This is a genomic window from Streptomyces sp. NPDC020780 (genome assembly GCF_044334475.1).
Taxonomy (GTDB): domain Bacteria; phylum Actinomycetota; class Actinomycetes; order Streptomycetales; family Streptomycetaceae; genus Streptomyces.
Genome location: NZ_JBIRTB010000012.1, coordinates 35,058 through 53,198, shown reverse-complemented (window position 1 = coordinate 53,198; position 18,141 = coordinate 35,058). Strand labels below are relative to the sequence as shown.

18 protein-coding genes are annotated in these 18,141 nt (G+C 72.1%); 14 read left to right on the top strand and 4 right to left on the bottom strand.

Annotated features, from left to right (window positions below; all coding sequences use genetic code 11):
* The first annotated feature begins 1 nt into the window (after window position 1).
* Genes ACH4VO_RS23175 through ACH4VO_RS23165 form a run of 3 tightly spaced genes read left to right on the top strand, consistent with a single transcriptional unit; the run spans window position 2 to window position 3,914 of the window.
* Window positions 2–1,978 (top strand): dipeptide/oligopeptide/nickel ABC transporter permease/ATP-binding protein, encoded by a 1,977-nt coding sequence (locus ACH4VO_RS23175; RefSeq protein ID WP_360990454.1) that lies wholly within the window; start codon window positions 2–4, stop codon window positions 1,976–1,978.
* Entirely contained in the window at window positions 1,975–2,982 is a 1,008-nt protein-coding gene (locus ACH4VO_RS23170) for an ABC transporter ATP-binding protein (RefSeq protein ID WP_360990457.1), read from the top strand. The genes ACH4VO_RS23175 and ACH4VO_RS23170 overlap by 4 nt, the downstream gene beginning before the upstream one ends.
* Window positions 2,979–3,914 carry a dihydrodipicolinate synthase family protein gene (locus tag ACH4VO_RS23165; protein WP_360990460.1) on the top strand — a complete coding sequence of 312 codons (936 nt, stop codon included), beginning with the start codon at window positions 2,979–2,981 and terminating at the stop codon, window positions 3,912–3,914. The genes ACH4VO_RS23170 and ACH4VO_RS23165 overlap by 4 nt, the downstream gene beginning before the upstream one ends.
* A gap of 228 nt (window positions 3,915–4,142) precedes the next feature.
* Here the strand turns inward: ACH4VO_RS23165 and ACH4VO_RS23160 are convergent, their stop codons facing one another.
* Window positions 4,143–4,868: a chaplin family protein gene (locus ACH4VO_RS23160; protein ID WP_360990463.1), complete on the bottom strand. Its 726-nt coding sequence runs from the start codon at window positions 4,866–4,868 to the stop codon at window positions 4,143–4,145.
* 268 nt (window positions 4,869–5,136) lie between these two features.
* Between ACH4VO_RS23160 and ACH4VO_RS23155 the strand changes: the two genes are divergently transcribed.
* The 6 genes from ACH4VO_RS23155 (at window position 5,137) to ACH4VO_RS23130 (ending at window position 8,320) form a co-directional block, all read left to right on the top strand.
* Window positions 5,137–5,538, top strand: a complete 402-nt coding sequence (locus tag ACH4VO_RS23155) for a rodlin (RefSeq protein WP_360990466.1) — start codon at window positions 5,137–5,139, stop codon at window positions 5,536–5,538.
* 221 nt (window positions 5,539–5,759) lie between these two features.
* Window positions 5,760–5,993 (top strand): chaplin, encoded by a 234-nt coding sequence (locus ACH4VO_RS23150; RefSeq protein WP_069169487.1) that lies wholly within the window; start codon window positions 5,760–5,762, stop codon window positions 5,991–5,993.
* Window positions 5,994–6,509: 516 nt separating this feature from the next.
* Entirely contained in the window at window positions 6,510–6,797 is a 288-nt protein-coding gene (locus ACH4VO_RS23145) for a hypothetical protein (protein ID WP_360990468.1), read from the top strand.
* A gap of 184 nt (window positions 6,798–6,981) precedes the next feature.
* The gene (locus ACH4VO_RS23140) at window positions 6,982–7,392 is read left to right on the top strand and encodes a rodlin (RefSeq protein WP_360990471.1); all 411 of its coding nucleotides are present in this window, start codon (window positions 6,982–6,984) and stop codon (window positions 7,390–7,392) included.
* 184 nt (window positions 7,393–7,576) lie between these two features.
* Window positions 7,577–7,780 carry a hypothetical protein gene (locus ACH4VO_RS23135; protein WP_360990473.1) on the top strand — a complete coding sequence of 68 codons (204 nt, stop codon included), beginning with the start codon at window positions 7,577–7,579 and terminating at the stop codon, window positions 7,778–7,780.
* A 132-nt stretch (window positions 7,781–7,912) separates the two neighbouring features.
* Window positions 7,913–8,320 (top strand): rodlin, encoded by a 408-nt coding sequence (locus ACH4VO_RS23130; RefSeq protein ID WP_360990476.1) that lies wholly within the window; start codon window positions 7,913–7,915, stop codon window positions 8,318–8,320.
* 150 nt (window positions 8,321–8,470) lie between these two features.
* Here ACH4VO_RS23130 and ACH4VO_RS23125 read toward each other — a convergent pair whose 3' ends face one another.
* Window positions 8,471–8,971 (bottom strand): DUF5949 family protein, encoded by a 501-nt coding sequence (locus ACH4VO_RS23125; protein WP_360990479.1) that lies wholly within the window; start codon window positions 8,969–8,971, stop codon window positions 8,471–8,473.
* A 319-nt stretch (window positions 8,972–9,290) separates the two neighbouring features.
* Between ACH4VO_RS23125 and rsgA the strand changes: the two genes are divergently transcribed.
* Together rsgA and ACH4VO_RS23115 are read left to right on the top strand one after the other, a co-directional pair.
* On the top strand, window positions 9,291–10,442 hold the full coding sequence (rsgA, locus tag ACH4VO_RS23120; protein WP_360990482.1) for a ribosome small subunit-dependent GTPase A: 1,152 nt from the start codon (window positions 9,291–9,293) through the stop codon (window positions 10,440–10,442).
* Between the two features lie 66 nt (window positions 10,443–10,508).
* The gene (locus ACH4VO_RS23115; protein ID WP_360990485.1) at window positions 10,509–11,978 is read left to right on the top strand and encodes an AlkA N-terminal domain-containing protein; all 1,470 of its coding nucleotides are present in this window, start codon (window positions 10,509–10,511) and stop codon (window positions 11,976–11,978) included.
* Here ACH4VO_RS23115 and ACH4VO_RS23110 read toward each other — a convergent pair.
* Both ACH4VO_RS23110 and ACH4VO_RS23105 read right to left on the bottom strand, forming a co-directional pair.
* Entirely contained in the window at window positions 11,903–12,385 is a 483-nt protein-coding gene (locus ACH4VO_RS23110) for a DUF456 domain-containing protein (RefSeq protein ID WP_360990488.1), read from the bottom strand. The two genes, ACH4VO_RS23115 and ACH4VO_RS23110, sit on opposite strands and share 76 nt — an antisense overlap.
* Before the next feature lie 92 nt (window positions 12,386–12,477).
* The gene (locus ACH4VO_RS23105; RefSeq protein ID WP_360990491.1) at window positions 12,478–13,464 is read right to left on the bottom strand and encodes a helix-turn-helix domain-containing protein; all 987 of its coding nucleotides are present in this window, start codon (window positions 13,462–13,464) and stop codon (window positions 12,478–12,480) included.
* A gap of 316 nt (window positions 13,465–13,780) precedes the next feature.
* On the opposite strand from ACH4VO_RS23105, the gene ACH4VO_RS23100 reads away from it, so the two are divergent.
* From ACH4VO_RS23100 to ACH4VO_RS23090, 3 genes are all read left to right on the top strand, one after another.
* Window positions 13,781–15,655 carry a protein phosphatase 2C domain-containing protein gene (locus ACH4VO_RS23100; RefSeq protein WP_360990494.1) on the top strand — a complete coding sequence of 625 codons (1,875 nt, stop codon included), beginning with the start codon at window positions 13,781–13,783 and terminating at the stop codon, window positions 15,653–15,655.
* A gap of 115 nt (window positions 15,656–15,770) precedes the next feature.
* The gene (locus ACH4VO_RS23095; RefSeq protein WP_360990497.1) at window positions 15,771–17,513 is read left to right on the top strand and encodes a pyruvate dehydrogenase; all 1,743 of its coding nucleotides are present in this window, start codon (window positions 15,771–15,773) and stop codon (window positions 17,511–17,513) included.
* Between the two features lie 215 nt (window positions 17,514–17,728).
* Window positions 17,729–18,139 carry an ATP-binding protein gene (locus ACH4VO_RS23090; RefSeq protein ID WP_360990499.1) on the top strand — a complete coding sequence of 137 codons (411 nt, stop codon included), beginning with the start codon at window positions 17,729–17,731 and terminating at the stop codon, window positions 18,137–18,139.
* Window positions 18,140–18,141 lie beyond the last annotated feature (2 nt).

Here is an 18,141-nt window from a genome sequence, read left to right as displayed (position 1 = left end):
CATGTTCGCCACGGGCCGTCTGGCCACCACGCTCTCCCGACCGGGCATCGCCTTCCGCGCCCTCCCGGCCACCTCCCGCGTCGCCCTCGGCGTCCTGGTCGTCGTCATCCTCGGCGCCGTGTTCGCCCCCTTGCTCACCCAGGACCCGCTGACCACCGGCACCCCCGTGCAGGGCCCGAGCGGCGACCACTGGTTCGGCACCGACCGGGCGGGACGCGACGTCTTCGCCCGTGTGGTGCACGGCTCGCGCTACTCGCTGATCATCGGCCTCGGCGCGACCGCCTGCGCGCTGGCCGCCGGAGCCGTCCTCGGCTCGCTCGCCGCCACCTCACGCAAGCTCGGCGACGAGTCCCTCATGCGCACCCTCGACGTCGTCATGTCCTTCCCGCCGATCGCGCTCGCGGCCGTCCTCGTCGCCGTGTTCGGCACCAGCATCCCGGTGATCATCTTCACCGTCGCCTTCGTCTACACCCCCTCCCTCGCCCGCGTCGTACGCGCCAACGTGCTCGCGCAGTACGGCGAGGACTACGTGGCGGCCGAGAAGGTCATCGGTGCCCGGCGCGCCTACATCGTGCTCCGCCACGTCGCCGTCAACTGCATGGCCCCGGTCATGGTGTTCGCGACCGTCATGGTGGCCGAGGCCATCATCTTCGAGGCCAGCCTCTCCTTCATCGGAGCGGGGGTGCAGGACCCCGACCCCAGCTGGGGCAGCGTCCTCGCCTACGGCCGGCAGATCCTCCTGGCCGGCGGCTGGTGGGCGACCTTCTTCCCCGGCCTCGCCCTCCTCATCACCGTCCTCGCGCTCAACGTCCTCTCCGAAGGCCTCACCGACGCCTCCGCCGCGCCGAAGAGCCGTGGTGCCGTCGAGGGATCCACCGGAACCGCCGCGCCGGACCCGGTCGAGGCCGCCTCCACCGTCGACATCGACGCAGCCCTCGCCGAGCTCGCCGGGCACATCAACGCCACCGAGCCCGCCCTCACCCCGGTGCCTGAGGACGCCGGCGAACTCCTCGTCGTACGCGATCTGGCGATCCGCTTCCCCGACCGCTACGGCGACGTTCCCGTCGTCGACCGGCTGAACTTCACCGTCCACGAGGGCGAGACCCTCGGTCTGGTCGGCGAGTCCGGCTGCGGCAAGTCCATCACCAGCCTCGCCGTCATGGGCCTCCTGGCCCGCAACGCGGAGGTCAGCGGCGAGATCCTCTACCGCGGCCGGGACCTGCTGAAGCTCCCGCCCAGGGAACGCCGCGCCCTGATGGGCCCCGAGATCGCGATGGTCTACCAGGACGCGCTCTCCTCCCTCAACCCCTCGGTGCTCGTCGGCACCCAGCTCAGGCAGCTGACCTCCCGCGGCGCCACCAAGACCCCCGCCGAACTCCTCGACCTCGTCGGGCTCTCGCCCGAGCGCACCCTGCGCAGCTACCCGCACGAACTCTCCGGTGGCCAGCGTCAGCGCGTCCTCATCGCGATGGCCCTGTCCCGCAGCCCCCGCCTCCTCATCGCGGACGAACCGACCACCGCCCTCGACGTCACCGTCCAGGCCCAGGTCGTCGAACTCCTCATCCGCCTCCGCGACGAGCTCGGCTTCGCCATGGTGCTGGTCTCGCACGACCTCGCCCTGGTCGGCGACCTCTCCCACCGGGTCGCCGTCATGTACGCGGGCCGGCTCGCCGAGGTGGGCGACACCCGCGCCGTCCTCACCGACCCCGCCCACCACTACAGCCGCGGCCTCCTCGGCTCCGTCGTCTCCCTGGAAGCCGGCGCCGACCGGCTCCACCAGATCCGAGGAGTCGTCCCCGCCCCCCAGGGCTTCGGCGCGGGATGCCGCTTCGCCGGCCGCTGCGGTGCCGCGACCGACCTCTGCCGCACCACGACCCCCGTACTCACCGGGCGCGGTACCACGAAGGACCACGGCTTCGCCTGCCACCACCCGGCCGGTGCCGCCCCCGCGAAGAAGCTGGAAGGGAGCGCCCTGTGATCGAGCTCGACGGCGTCCACGTACGCCACAAGGCACGCAGTGGAGGCCTCTTCCGCCGGGACGCCGTCCACGCGCTGACCGACGCCACGCTGAAGGTGAAGCGCGGCGAGATCGTGGGCCTGGTCGGCGAATCCGGCTGCGGCAAGTCCACCCTCGCCCGGGTCCTGACCGGACTGCAGAAGCCCACCGAGGGCCAGGTCCTCTTCCACGGACGCGACCTCTGGACGATGCCGGCCGCGGAGCGGCGCGACGACTTCGGCTCGGCCGTCGGCGTCGTCTTCCAGGACCCCTCCACGGCTCTCAACCCGCGCCTCACGGTCCGGCAGATCCTGCTCGACCCGCTGGACGTGCACCGGCGCGGCACCCGCGCGGCACGCGAAGCCCGCGTCGAGGAGCTGCTCGACCTGGTCGGACTGCCCGGCCACACCCTCGCGGCCCTTCCCGGGCAGCTCTCCGGCGGCCAGCGTCAGCGTGTCGCCATCGCCCGGGCCCTGGCCCTCGAACCGGAACTGATCGTCGCCGACGAACCGACCTCCGCGCTCGACGTCTCCGTACGCGCCCAGGTGCTCAACCTCCTCGTCGACCTGCGCGAACGCCTGGGCCTGGGCATGGTGTTCATCTCGCACGACATCCAGACCGTGCGCTACCTCGCCGACCGGATCGCCGTCCTCTACCTCGGTCGCATCGTCGAGGAGGGCAGGGCGCCCGACGTGGCGGGGTCTCCCCGCCACCCGTACACCGAGGCGCTGCTCTCCGCGACGCCCAGCCTGCTGGAGGCGACGGAACGCATCGTCCTCACCGGTCCCGTGCCCTCCGCCACCAACCCGCCACCCGGCTGCCCTTTCAGCACCCGCTGCTGGAAGGCCGACGCCGAGTGCTCCACGGTCTTCCCCGCGGAGTCCTCCGGATCCGGTGAGCACCGCTGGCACTGCGTCCACCCCCAGACCTCCGCGTACCCCGCCGGGGACCGGACCCCCGTACCGCCCGCAAGGAGCACCGCATGACCGCCGCCCCCAGCACCTACTCCGGAGTGATCCCCCCCGTCGTCACCCCGCTCACCGAGGACGGCGAGCTCGACCGGGTCTCCCTGGAGCGGGTCGTCGGCCACCTCCTCGACGGCGGTGTCAGCGGCCTCTTCGCCCTCGGCAGCTCCGGGGAGACCGCCTACCTGACACCCGGTCAGCAGGACGAGGTCATCAAGGTGATCACTGCGGCGTCGGCGGGCCAGGTGCCGGTACTCGTCGGCGCCATCGAGACCACCACCAACCGGGTCGTCGAGCGGGCCCGTGCCGCGGCCGCCCTGGGGGCCGACGCGGTCGTGGCCACCGCGCCCTTCTACACGCGCACCCACGCCACCGAGATCGACCGCCACTTCCGGGACATCGCCGCGGCCGTCGACCTGCCGCTCCTCGCGTACGACGTACCGGTCTGCGTGCACAGCAAGCTGGACCCGGAACTCCTGCTGCCGCTCGCGGCGGAAGGAGTCCTCGCGGGTGTGAAGGACTCCAGTGGGGACGACGGGTCCTTCCGCCGGCTGGCCATCGGGGCGCGCGACCTGCCGGGGTTCTCCGTCCTGACCGGACACGAACTGGTGGTCGACGCGATGATGCTGGGCGGCGCCGACGGTTCCGTACCCGGCCTGGGCAACGTGGACCCGCACGGTTACGTACGGCTGCACGAGGCCGCCGTGCGGGGTGACTGGGCCGACGCCAAGGCCGAACAGGATCGGCTCGTCGCGCTGTTCGACATCGTCGCGGCCGCCGTGCCCGGTACCGCCTCGGCGACGGCGGCAGGACTGGGTGCCTTCAAGACCGCGCTGATGCTGCGCGGCGTCATCGCGACCAACGTGGTGAGCCCGCCGATGCGCCGGCTGGACGCCGCGGAGACGACCGTGATCGCCGCCCACCTGGACCGGGCGGGCCTGTCCCGCGTCTGAGTCCGCTTTTCCGCGCACGAGGAAGGGCCGCCCGCTGCGGGCGGCCCTTCCTCGTGCGGGCTGTGCCGTGGGTCATGCCGAAGCCGGCCTGCCCGGTGACGCCCGGCCCGCACACGCGCCGCGCCGTCGGGGCCGCGCCGGTCGATCCGGCATCGACGCGACCCCGACGCGCGATCGCCCGCACCGGACGCCGGGCCCGCGATCCCGGCACGCGACGCTACGTTCGAACTAGTTGCCTGAACCGCGGGTGCGGCGCATCAGGACCGCTCCACCGAGGAGCAGTGCGGCGCTCGCGCCGGCGGCCATGCCCATGCCGCCCGCACCGGTCTGGGCGAGCTGGGTGTCGGGGGTGTTCGGGCCGGGGTGACCGGCCGGCGGCTGGACGGCGGGCGGCACGTCCACCGGCGGCTTGGAGGTCGGCGGCTCGTCCACCGGCGGCTTCGACGTCGGCGGCTCGTCCACGGGCGGCTTGGAGGTGGGCGGCTCGTCCACCGGGGGCTCGACCGGCGGGCGCTCGTGCCCGCTCTCGTTGACGCAGTCGTTGCCGAACACGGGGTTCAGCAGGCCCACGACATCGACGCTGTTGCCGCAGGCGTTCACCGGAACCTCGACAGGCACCTGGGCCAGGTTGCCCGACAGCACCCCCGGTGAGCCGATGGCCGCGCCCTCCGCGCTCGCACCGGCCCCCGTGTCGTCGTGGTCCTTGCCGGAGTCCACGTTCGCGCAGGTGTTGCCGAAGGCAGGGTTCAGCAGAGCGATCACGTCGACGGTGTTGCCGCAGAGGTTGACCGGGACGTGCACCGGCACCTGGACGGCGTTGCCCGAGCCGACACCGGGTGAACCCGCGGCGACCCCGTCGGCCGAGGCATCGGCGTGTGCATAACCCCCGGCGGCGGTCAGGATGCCCGACGCCGCCGCCATGACGATCATGCTTTTGTTCAGAACCTGTCGCATTACATGCCCTTCTCCGGAAAATTCGCGCGGGCGGTGACACCCGATAGGTAGTCATTCCAGCTACGCGGACGACTGCCTAACGACCTCGACGTCGCGGAGGAAACTCGGAGAACCGTGGAAATCCTGTAACCACTCGAAAGGGTTGCGCACGGGTGTTCGTTTTATGGAGGGATTCCCGGCATTCGGGTGAACGGGCGGAACCATTCGCCGGGCGGCGAGTTGATCAGGACGCTCCGCCGCGGGGCAATCGGTACGAGAAGGGTTAATCGTGATCAAGAAGGTTCTGGCTACGGGTGCCGTCGCCGCCTCCATCCTCGGTCTCACGGCAACGAGTGCCATGGCCATCGGCGACGACATGGGCACCACGGTGGTCAACGGCAACGGTGCCGAGTCGGAGTTCGGCAACTCCGAGACCGAGGGCGACATGAGCCCGCAGCTCAGCCTCGTCCAGGGCTCGCTGAACAAGCCCTGTGTCGGTCTGCCGCTCAAGGCCAACGTCGGTTCGCTCATCGGACTGGTGCCGATCACGGTCCAGGACATCAACGTCCTGTCGAACCCGCAGAACCAGCAGTGCACCGACAACTCCACCCAGGCCAAGGGCGACGAGCCGCTGTCGCACATCCTGTCCGACATCCCGGTGCTCTCGGGCAACGGTGCGGGCAACGGCTGATCCAGCCGCAACGACCGGCCCGGGCCGCCGACATTCCTCCATCGTGCGGCCCGGGTCTGCGTCATTCGGGCGGTTTCCCGGGAAACGGCTTCCATAGAGTTTCGCCGCCGCCCGCCGATCGTTACGCATGACAGCTCCGGAGCCACGGGTGCGTGCACCACAGCATCCGTGCGGCACGAAAGACGTGACCGCTCAAGGCTCCGCTGCAGAAAGGGACGAAAGTGAAGTACACCAAGGTTGCCGCCGTCGCCGCCGGAACCCTCATGGCGCTGGGTGCCGCCGCTCCGGCCATGGCCGACGCCGGCGCAGGGGCCGCTGCCGTCGGTTCCCCCGGCGTCCTGTCCGGCAACGTCGTGCAGGTTCCGATCCACATCCCGGTCAACGTCTGCGGCAACACCGTGAACGTCATCGGTCTGCTGAACCCGGCCTTCGGCAACGTCTGCGTCAACAGCTGATCCACTGACGCCGAGCTGATCGCTCATCACCGGAAGGCCCCGGACCGCACCCGCGGTCCGGGGCCTTCCCGTCGTGTGCGGCTCCGCGCACGCGGCGCGGGGCATCCTCGGCCGGCCTGCGGGGAGGCCCGCGGCACGGGCTGCCCCCGCGATTCCCGGCGGACGCGCGACGGCGGTCACGGCGCCTCGCCATGCCGCCCGGACCCCACGCATCCAGTCCGCGGACGCCCTTCCGCCGCGCGACGCGCCGCATCCGACGTCGGCGCCGCTCCGCCGGGAGACGCGGGACAGTCCTCGAAGCGCCGAGAATCCCGCAGCGAGGCCGGCGGAAGTCCGGAGGCGGAGAGCCCGGGAAACCTGCGGAAGAACTCCGCGAAAAAAGCCGCCCTTGTGCAGTTGCCGGTTCGCGCACGGCTCGTTAGGCCTGGTGGAAGCGGTGGAAGCCACAGGCGAAGAAAGCCTGTGCGGCGCGGGAACGCGACCGAAACCCACGCCGCTGCAGAAGGGAATTCGAAAGTGAAGTACGCGAAGACCGCCGCGTTCGTTGCCGGTTCCGTGGTCGCTCTCGGAACGGCTGCGCCCGCCTTCGCTGCTCCTGCCACGTCCCCCACGCTCAGCCTCACCACCGGTGTGAACCACCTCATGGCCAGCACTCCGCAGATCATCGACCCCGTGGTCGAGACGGTCGGCAGTGCGACCAAGAAGGTTCACGAGGACGGCACGGTGAGCAAACTGGCGGGCGAGGCGACCGGTGCGGCGGCCGAGGCCGCCCCTCTGATCGGCGGCCTGCCCGTCGGCGGCTGATCCGCCGCACCGCAGAAGTCTTCTCCATTCAGCGCATTTTCTCCGGTGCCCGGTCCGGCGCATTCCATGGCCGGCCGGAGACATACGCACCGTTCGAGTGAATTGGCACGACCGGGCCCGCCGGAACGAGTTGTTCAGAATGCTCCGGACAGGCGGGCAACAGAAAATCCAGAAGGGCGATTTCATGATCAAGAAGATTCTGGCGTCGGCTGCGGTCGCAGCCTCCGTCGCGGGTATCTCGGCTGCCGCGGCCCCCGCCGCCATGGCGACCGGAAACGACCAAGGCACCACCGCGGTCAACGGAAACGGCGCCGTGCAGTACTACGGCAACAGCAGCACCACGGGTGACATGAGCCCCCAGATCGGCCTGATCCAGGGATCGTTCAACAAGCCCTGCATCGCCCTGCCCGCGAAGGCCAACATCGGTTCGCTCCTCGGCCTCGTGCCGATCTCGGTCCAGGACATCAACGTCCTGTCCTCCCCGCAGAACCAGCAGTGCACGGAGAACTCCACCCAGGCGAAGGGCGACGAGGCGCTGTCGCACATCCTCAACGACATCCCGATCCTGTCGGCGAACGGCGCGGGCAACCGCTGACCTTCGCGCGGAGTGACGGGGCCGGTCCGTCCGCGCGGTGACGCTCTCCTGGGGGAGCGGCAGCCGGGGCGGACCGGCCCCGTCACTGTGTCCGGGGCCGGTCGGGTAGCCCGATCGTGCGGATATTGGCCCGGTTGACGCATCGTCGGCCGGTTCCTCCGCACCGGTCGGGTAGGGCCCCTTCATGGACCAGTACGACAGTCAGTCCCGCCGGAACCCCGAAGCGATGCCAGGCCGCTCCACCCCGATCTATGACCGGCTGCTCGCCGAATGGCACGGAGCGGGCCGGGAGGTCGGGCGGGAGGTGCCCCCGGCACCGGACACGGAGCGGCCCGGTGTCTTCGTGCCCGCGGCCCGCACGGCGGACGGCGCGGACGGCGGGCGCTGAGCCAGGCGACCGGCGGCGGTGCGTCGACCTCGCGCCGCGTCGAACTCGTTCGAGTGGTGTAGCGGAACTCCGTCGTCCGCTTTCGGTTATCAGTACGTCCCACAACGGGATCACGAGGAAAGGTGAAGCGTGATGAAGAAGATCCTGGCGGGTGCGGCCGCGGCCGTCTCCCTGATCGGTGTCTCCGCCGCTGCGGCCCCTGCGGCCATGGCCATCGGCAACGACCACGGGACGACCGTGGTGAACGGCAACGGCGCCGAGTCCGAGTTCGGCAACTCCGAGACCGAGGGCGACCAGAGCCCGCAGCTCAGCCTCGTCCAGGGCTCGCTGAACAAGCTCTGCCTCGGCATCCCGGCGAAGGCCAACATCGGTTCGCTCGTCGGTGTCGTGCCGGTCACGGTCCAGGACGTCAACGTCCTGTCGAACCCGCAGAACCAGCAGTGCGCCGACAACTCCACCCAGGCCAAGGGTGACGAGCCGCTGTCGCACATCCTGTCCGACATCCCGGTGCTCTCCGGCAACGGCGTCGCCAACCACTGACGGCACGGCCCGGTGTGTACGGCTCTGGGCCGTGTGCACCGCCTCGTGAGGCAGCACGTCACGACGGTGCCCACCACTCCACGGGGGGTGGTGGGCACCGTCGTGTGCGGAGAGCGCCAGGGACGTCGGAATGTGCGCGTGGTGCGGAGGTCAGCCCAGGCTGCGGACCGGCAGAAGGCAGTGGGCCGACGTCCCGATGACCCCCGGGTCACCCACGAAGGACCGCAGCACTTCCTCGCTCACCGGCCGGCCGGGAACGGCTTCGGGCCACGGGCGCGTGGCGAACATCCCGTGCACCGTGCCCCCGGCCCGGGCGGCCGCCAGCCACTGGGGCGGCACGGTGTACTGCGCCGTGAAGTGAGGGAGCGTCAGGACCGCTTGGCCGGCCTGGACCAGAAGCTTCACGGGCAGGTTCGGTAGCTCCGCGGCGTCCAGGGTCTCGCCCCCCACCTGAAGTCCGATGCGCTCGAGAGCTGTCCGCATGGCCCGCTCGCCGGCCTCCGGCCCGTCCTGCCCGTCGCCGAGCGAGTAGGTGAGGAGGAAGGCGACGTCCCGCTGTCCGTCGGGGTGTCCGCCGCTCCAGCCCAGCAGGATCTGCGTGCCCAACTGCGCTTGTGTGAAGGTGCCGGTGGAGGTCTGGGATGAGGTCATGTCCGGCACCATATCGGCCCCGGACCGGCGGTTGTGCATGCGTATCACCTGATCGAGGGATATCGGGGACGAAGTCCGGCGTACGGCCCGGAGCGCGGGTGGTGCACGGTAATTCCGTTGACACCACCGGGTGAACGGGGGCTAGGGTGTGGCCGGTTCGAGGAATCAGGAGGTGAGGACATTGATGACTGTCGTTGCGATGGGCGCTGCCCACAACCAGAAGAGCATCGTTCTCACCCCCGTGGCCGCCGGCTGACCTCACTGTTTCTTCCCGTGCCTGAACGCGCGGTGCCGGGGCCACCCTTGTGAAGGGTTTCCCTTGTCTTTCCCTCTTCTTCCGGTTTCCTCCTCGCACCCGCTGGCTCCGTACGGCTGGGACGACGACTGGGCCGCCGCCTTCGCCCCGTACGCCGAGCAGGGACTCCTGCCCGGCCGCGTGGTGCGGGTGGACCGCGGCCAGTGCGACGTGGTCACTACGGACGGCACCCTCAGGGCCGACACCGCGTTCGTGGTGCCCCGCGATCCGATGCGGATCGTCTGCACCGGTGACTGGGTGGCCGTCGACCCCGGCGGCGACCCGCGGTTCGTCCGTACGCTCCTCCCGCGCCGCACCGCCTTCGTCCGCTCGACGTCCTCGCAGCGCTCCGAAGCGCAGGTGCTCGCCACCAACATCGACCACATCGTCATCTGCGTCTCACTCGCTGTCGAGCTGGACCTGGGGCGGCTGGAACGCTTCCTCGCCCTGGCCATGTCGAGCACCGAGGGTGCCGCACTGCTCGGCGACGGGACGGGGGCCGGGACGTACGAGGCGCAGCCGCTCGTGCTGCTCACCAAGGCCGATCTCGTCCCGGACACCACCACCCTGGCCCACCTGGTGGAGGACGTCGAGCGCCTCGCCCCCGGAGTGCAGGTGCTGCCCGTCAGCTCGGCCACGGGGGAGGGCGTCGACGTGTTCGGCGCCATCGTCGGCGGCGGTACGAGCGTGCTGCTCGGAATCTCCGGGGCCGGCAAGTCGACCCTCGCCAACACCCTGCTCGGCGCCGACGTCATGGACGTACGGGCCACGCGGGACGCGGACGGCAAGGGCCGGCACACCACCACGACCCGCAACCTCCTCGTGCTGCCGGGGGGCGGCGTGCTGATCGACACCCCCGGGCTGCGCGGAGTCGGCCTCTTCGACGCGGAGAGAGGCGTCGAGCAGGTCTTCTCCGAGATCGAGGAACTGGCCGGGCGGTGCCGTTTCCACGACTGCGGCCACGGGAGCGAACCGGGCTGCGCCGTGCTCGGCGCGATCGAGGACGGCACGCTCTCCGAGCGGCGCCTGGACAGCTACCGCAAGCTGCTCAGGGAGAACCACCGCATCGCGGCCAAGACCGACGTCCGGCTCCGGCAGGAGACCCTGCGGGAGTGGAAGCGCCGGAGCGCGGTGGGACGCGAGGCCATGGCGCTCAAGCGGGGCCGAACCCGGTAGCGCGTCCCCGGCTCGACGTCCGAAATCCGCGAGTGCGCACCTCGGCGGGGACGCACACTGGACGGTGTGACGGATGACGAGACCAGGTACGAGGCGGTGAGCAGCCGCGACGCGCGCTTCGACGGAGAGTTCTTCTTCGCCGTCGCCACCACCGGCATCTACTGCCGGCCGAGCTGCCCCGCCGTCACTCCCAAGCGAAAGAATGTGCGCTTCTTCCCGACCGCCGCCGCCGCGCAGGGCCACGGTTTCCGGGCGTGCAGACGCTGCCGCCCGGACGCCGTGCCCGGCTCCGCCGAGTGGAACGTCCGTGCCGATGTCGTCGGACGCGCGATGCGGATGATCGGCGACGGTGTGGTGGACCGCGAGGGCGTCCCGGGGCTCGCGGGCCGGCTCGGGTACAGCGCCCGGCAGGTGCAGCGCCAGCTCACCGCCGAACTCGGCGCGGGCCCGGTCGCCCTCGCCCGCGCCCAACGCGCCCACACCGCCCGGGTCCTGCTGCAGACCACCGGCCTCCCGGTCACGGAGATCGCCTTCGCCTCCGGATTCGCCAGCGTGCGCCAGTTCAACGCGACGATCCGGCAGATCTACGCCCGCACCCCCAGTGCCCTGCGCGCCGAGGCGGGCACGGGCCTGGGCGCGGGGGTGCGTGAGGGGCGCCGCGCCGGCATCCCGCTGCGGCTCGCCCACCGCGGCCCGTACGCCACCCGTGAGGTCTTCGACCTGCTGGGGTCCGAAGCGGTGACCCGCATGGAGGAGATCAGCGGCGCCCCCGGGGCGCGCACCTACCGGCGCACCCTGCGGCTGCCGTACGGCTCCGGCATCGTGGCCGTCGACGAGGTGTCCGCGGGGCCGTGGCTGGAGGCCCGTATCGAGCTCACGGACCTGCGCGACCTGACGACCGCCGTGCAGCGGCTGCGCCGCCTGCTGGACCTGGACGCCGATCCGTACGCCGTGGACGAGGCGCTGGGCGCCGACCCGGGCCTGGAGCCGCTGGTCGCCGCGCGCCCCGGCCTGCGGTCGCCCGGCGCCGCGGACCCGGAGGAGTCCGCCGTACGGGCGCTGGTCGGTGCCCGGGCCGCGGCGGAACTGGTCGAGCGGTACGGCAAGGTCCTGGACGTGCCGTGCGGCGGTCTCACGCACGTGTTCCCGGAGCCGGGCGTGCTGGCCGGCGCGGCCGACGACCCCGTGCTGCGGACCCTGGCGGGAGCCCTGGCCGACGGATCGGTGCGACTGGACGCCGGGGCCGACCGGGACGATGCCGAGCGGGCGCTGCTGCGGCTGCCCGGGATCGAACCGGCGACGGCCGCGCTGATCCGCATGCGGGCGCTGGGAGACCCCGATGTCGATCCGTACGGGACGCCGGGGGCCGGTGCGTGGCGGCCGTGGCGTTCGTACGCCGTACGCCACCTGGCGCTCGCCTCCGCCGGGCGCCCGGTGGACCGATCGGGGGTGGCGGGGGATCAGGCCCAGATCAGCGTGCCCAGCCAGGCCCCGACGGCCAGCAGAGAGCACAGGAGCTCCACGAGGACCGAGTAACCGGTGGCCCGCATCACCGACGTGAGCGAGGCCCAGCCCGCTCCTCGACTGCCCAGCCGCAGCCGCTCGGCGCCGTAGACCGCGCCCGCGTACCCGAGGACGGCGCCGGCCACGGGGACGACGAAGAACCCGATGATCGCGGCGATCCCGCCGAGCATCAGCGTCCTGCGCGGGGCCCCGGCCTCCCGGGGGCGGCGTGAGGGCAGCAGGGCCTGCAGCGCCTGGTTCAGCAGGAGCAGGCCCGTGGCGCCGATCAGCACGCCCCAGGCGAGCGTCGACGTGTCGGTCAGGGCCCACCACACCACCGCCGCCCAGACGATCGCCTGCCCCGGCACGCCCGGCACCAGCACACCGACCAGTCCGAGCAGCATCACCGCACCGACGGCAACGAGCTGCCACCCACTCATCCGACCAGCGTGCCCGAGTCGGCCCGGTCCCGCCCGTCGGCGCGGGGCCCCGGAGGGCGGAACCCCCGGGCACCGGTGTGGAGCCCCTGGGGTCAGCGCGGAGCGCGGGCCACCCAGCCGCGCTCGTACGCGTGCCAGCCCAGCTGGAGCCGGGTGGAGACCCCGGTGAGCTCCATGAGCCCCTTGACCCGCCGCTGGACGGTCCGCAGTCCGAGATCCAGCTGCTTGGCCACACTCGCGTCCGTCAGACCGGCCAGCAGCAGCGAGAGAATCCCCAGATCGGTCGCATCCGGGACCGGCCCGGCACTCTCGTCGATGCCGCCGCCACCCAGCCGCAACGGCATCGCGTCGCGCCACACCGCCTCGAAGAGGCCCGTCAGCGACTCCAGCAGGCCGCTGCCGTGCACCACCAGGGCGGCGGGCTCCGCGCCGCGCCCCGTCAGCGGGACCATGGCCAGGGCCGCGTCGGCGACGACCAGTTTGGTCGGTACCCGGTCGACGACCCGGCACTGTTCGTCCCGGCTCAGCGCGGCCGAGAGTTCGACGATCCCGGAAGGGAGCGAGAGCACGTCGCGCTCGACCACCACCCGGTAGGTGACCCCGCGCAGGGACGCCCGTTCCTCCGACTCGTTCTCCATGCCGGAGACCGCGATCGGCTTGCCCGTGACGAGCGCGCAGACTTCCGAGGTGGCCCCCAACTGCAGCTGGTGGAACCGGTGGGCGACGGCGGCGGCGCCGGTCACCACCTCCACCAGGTCGTGCACCGCGGGTTCGGCCGCCTCCGCCCGGTACTCCTCCGCGAGCAGTGCCGAGGCCAGTTCGGCCTGCTCCAGTTCGTGCCGCTGCTGGGTCAGCAGCGCACCCAGTGCGACGCCGGGCGGCGCGGCCACCCAGCGGCCCGCTCGGGAGGAGGACTGGGCCACGAGCCCCTGCTGTTCCAGCCGGCGCAGCGCCCGCTCCGTGTCGGCCTCCGGCAGCGAGAGCCGGCGCGCCAGATCGGGGAGTTCGGCGGCGCCCGCCGCGACGAGTGCCCGGTAGGCCGCTTCCTGTCTCTCGTCGAGACCTATCGCCGCCAGCATCCTCGGACCCTCCCCGCGGTGGTGATCGCACATCCCTGCGCCCGTCCGGCAGGCCGTGACCTGGCGGAAACCAGCCACGGCGCAAACCCGCCGGACACATCATCCCCCGGAGCGCCGGCCACTCTGTCAAGGTGGCGTCACCGCAGGCTCGGTGAAGCGTACCCACACCTTCCGCCGGCCACCCGGACCGGTCCGCCGGGCGTCCTTCCCGTGGGGGGTGGGGCCGCCCGGCGGGCCTCTTCCCCGGTGCGTCATTTCCGGGACTCTTTTCCGGATGCCCCGTTTTGGGGCGGGCCCCGCGGTCGACACTAAGGGCATGAGTCAGCAGGGGGACAAGCCCGCCGCCCACGAGGACGACTGGTGGCGCAGGCTGTACGACGAGACCGCGCCCGACACGGGTCCGGGCAGCGCGGCGGACAGTATCGACGACCGTTTCGACTCGGCGTCGGACGCCGTGGGACGGGCGGCGGACGGCGGGGGCTCGCCGGCCGGAGCCGCGGCCGGGACGCCGGACGCCGCGGAGGCGGCCGACGACGCTGTGGGCCGCGCGTCGGATGCGGGGAGCCCGACGGCTGAGCACCCGTCCGCGGTGACACCGGTTCCCGACCCCCGCGCGCCGGAGACGGAGCGCCGACCGGCCCGCGGTGCGCCGGCCGCCCCTTCCGCGACCGAGCCGCCTCCCGCGCCCCCCGGGCCGTCTCCCGCGTCACCCGCGCCCGCTCCGGAGCCGACCGTCGGGCTGCCCGTCCTCCCGCCGCAGCCCGCGCACCCGCCGCAGCCGCCGCGGGCTGCCCCCGTGGCGCCCGTACCGCCGGTGTCGGCCGCGCCGCAGCCGTTCTCCGGGCGCACCCCGGAGCCGTCGGGAGGCGCCCCGGTTCCGCCGGTGTCCCCTGTTCCGGAGCCGTCGGGAGGCGCCCCGGTTCCGCCCGTGTCGCCCGTTCCGGAGCCGTCGGGAGCCGCCCCCGTGCCGCGGTCGTCCTCGCCGGTGCAGCCCGTACCGGCGCCGCCCCCGGTGGCGACCGATACCCCGGAGCCGCCGCCCGGCCCGCCCGCCGCTCCCGAGGGTTCCGCGTCCGCTGCCCGCCCCATGCCCGTGAGCGCCCCGTGGGAGCCCCCGCCCGCTTCCCCGCAGCGGCACACCTTCGCGGTACCGCTGAAGCCGGCGCGGCCCCCGGTCGGCGAGCCCGCACCGGTCGGGCCACCCTCCCGGACCGACGGCGCCCCGGAGCCGTCGCGCCCGGTCGTCGGCCACCTCGGGGACCGGCCGCCTGCCTACGACCCCGAGCCGGCCGCCCTGCCCGCTTCCGGAGCCGAGGACCTCGACGGCCTCGTCCCCGACACGGTGCTCGACGGCGCTCGGTACGGGACGTACACCCTGCGGGCCGCGTCCGTGCGGGGCGACTCGGCGCGCTTCCGCGGCGAACCGCGCCGCGACGCGCTGCTCACGGCGCGGTTCGGCGCCGGGGACAGCGCCCTGCTGCTGGTCGCCGTGGCCGGGGGCGCCCGTGCCGCCGCACACGCGCACCTCGCCGCCGCCGACGCCTGCCGCTGGATCGGCGGAGCCGTCGCCCGCAGCCACGCCAGGCTCGGTGACGACATAAGGGCGGGGCGCAGAGGAGACCTCAGGTCCGGTCTGCACCGCCTCACCGACCGCACCTACGGCAGACTCCGCGCCCGCGCCGCCGAGCTTGGCCTGGAACCCCATGCGTACACCGCCGGCTTGCGCTGCCTGCTCCTCTCCGCCGACCCGGAGTGCCGCACCCGCGTCTTCTTCGGCGCCGGCGCAGGCGGGCTGTTCCGGCTGCGTGACGGTGTCTGGCAGGACCTCGACCCCGTGGCACCCGGTGACCCCGGTCCCGCCGCGCGGACGGCGGAGAGCCCCGGCGGGGACCGGCTGACCGTGGACCTGCGGATCACCACACCCCCGTCGCCGTACGCCGACAGCCCGCCACCTCAGCCCGCCGAGCCCTTCCGCTTCCGTGCCTCCGTCGCCCGCCCGGGGGACACCCTGCTGCTGTGCGGCAGCGGAATGGCCGACCCGATGCGCGGTGAACCAGCCCTCGCCGATGAGCTCGCCCGGCGCTGGGGGACCGGTGGACCGCCGGGCCTGGCCGCCTATCTGGCCGACACCCAGCTCAGGGCCGAGGGATACGCCGACGACCGCACGAGCGCCGCAGTCTGGGAGGCGTGACCGCGCACACCGTGGCTTGATGGACTCCGGAGTCCGTCCGGCCGTCCGGCGTTTCGGAGCCCGGAGCCGGGACAGCCGCACGTACACGGAGCACAGGCAGGAAGGGTGCGCACCCATGGCCAAGCAGAACGTGTCGGAACAGTTCGTCGACATCCTCGTGCGGGCGGGGGTCGAGCGACTGTACGGCGTCGTCGGGGACAGCCTCAACCCCGTGGTGGACGCCGTCCGGCGCCATGCCGGCATCGAATGGGTCCAGGTCCGGCACGAGGAGACGGCCGCGTTCGCCGCCGGCGCCGAGGCCCAGGTCACCGGCCGCCTCGCCGCCTGCGCCGGGTCATGCGGCCCCGGGAACCTCCACCTCATCAACGGTCTCTACGACGCCCACCGCTCCATGGCGCCGGTGCTCGCGCTCGCCTCGCACATCCCGTCGAGCGAGATCGGCCTCGGCTACTTCCAGGAGACCCACCCCGAACTGCTCTTCCAGGAGTGCAGCCACTACAACGAGATGATCTCCAACCCCCGGCAGATGCCGCGTCTGCTCCAGACGGCCATCCAGCACGCCGTCGGCCAGGGCGGGGTCAGCGTCGTCTCCATGCCCGGTGACATCGCCGGGCAGCCGGCCCCGGAGAAGGCCCCCGAACACGCCCTGGTCACCTCACGGCCCTCCGTGCGCCCCGGTGACGAGGAGATCGACAAACTCCGCCGGATGGTCGACCAGGCCGAACGGGTGACGCTGTTCTGCGGCAGCGGCACGGCCGGCGCGCACGCCGAGGTCATGGAGTTCGCCGAGCGGGTGAAGGCTCCGGTCGGCCACGCCCTGCGCGGCAAGGAATGGATCCAGTACGACAATCCGTTCGACGTCGGGATGAGCGGGCTCCTCGGCTACGGCGCCGCCTACGAGGCCACCCACGAGTGCGATCTGCTGATCCTGCTGGGGACCGACTTCCCGTACAACGCCTTTCTCCCCACCGACGTGAAGATCGTGCAGGTCGATGTCCGCCCCGAGCGCCTGGGCCGCAGGTCCAAGCTCGACCTGGCCGTCTGGGGGGATGTGCGCGAGACGCTCCGGTGCCTGACGCCGGCGGTGAAGGTCAAGAACGACCGCCGGTTCCTCGACCGGATGCTGAAGAAGCACGCGGACGCGCTGGAGGGCGTCGTCAAGGCGTACACCCGCAAGGTCGACAAGCACATTCCGATCCACCCGGAGTACGTCGCCTCGGTGCTCGACGAACTCGCCGACGACGACGCGGTGTTCACCGTCGACACGGGCATGTGCAACGTGTGGGCGGCCCGCTACCTCACGCCCAACGGCAGGCGCCGGGTGATCGGCTCGTTCAGCCACGGTTCGATGGCCAACGCCCTGCCGCAGGCGATCGGCGCCCAGTTCACGGACCGCAACCGGCAGGTCGTGTCGATGTCCGGCGACGGCGGATTCACCATGCTGATGGGCGACTTCCTCACCCTCGTGCAGTACGACCTGCCGGTGAAGGTCGTCCTCTTCAACAACTCCTCGCTCGGCATGGTGGAACTCGAGATGCTCGTCGGAGGACTGCCGTCCTTCGGCACGACCAACAAGAACCCGGACTTCGCGGCGGTCGCCCGCGCCGCCGGCGCGTACGGGGTGCGGGTGGAGAAACCGAAGCAGTTGGAGGGCGCGCTCAAGGACGCCTTCACGCACAAGGGCCCGGCCCTCGTCGACGTGGTCACCGATCCGAACGCCCTCTCCATCCCACCGAAGATCAGCGCCGACATGGTCACCGGCTTCGCACTCTCCGCCAGCAAGATCGTGCTGGACGGCGGTGTGGGGCGGATGCTCCAGATGGCACGCTCCAACATCCGTAACATGCCGCGTCCTTGAGGCACTTCACAGCTCGCTCTCCCCACGGTTCCTGCCGGTGCGGGTCCTGCGTACATCAGGGGCGCGCTCGACTCCCGCACGGGGTGGTGAGCGGGGGCGTGTTCACCTCTCGGCGCCCTGGGAAGCGTGGCCGCCCGTCTGCGGGGCATGCATCGAGGGATGGTGTTCGGGACATGACGGAATCTGGGGGACGATTCAGCGTGCTGACGGGGGACATGACGAGACGCCAGAAAAGCCGGCCGACGCGGCTGCACCGCAGAGTCGGGCATGCCGATCTGTCGGCGGTGGGCGAGGTGCGGGGGGCTCTGCGGGAGTTCCTGCGTCACGGCCCGGGCCGGCAGGTCACCGAGGTGGCGGAACTCCTGCTGAGTGAGGTCCTGACCAACGCGCTGATCCACACGCGCAACGGCGCGGTGGTCACGGTGACCTCGGTGCCCGCGCGCCTGCGTGTGGAGGTGCGTGACTTCCTGGCGGGGCAGGAGCCCGCGCCGTACGTACCGAACGCCGACGACGGTACGCACGGCAGAGGGCTGCTCCTCGTGCAGAGTCTGGCCGACTCCTGGGGGGTCACGGCGCAGGCACTCGGCAAGGTGGTCTGGTTCGAACTGAGCGGCGGGAGGGCCTGATA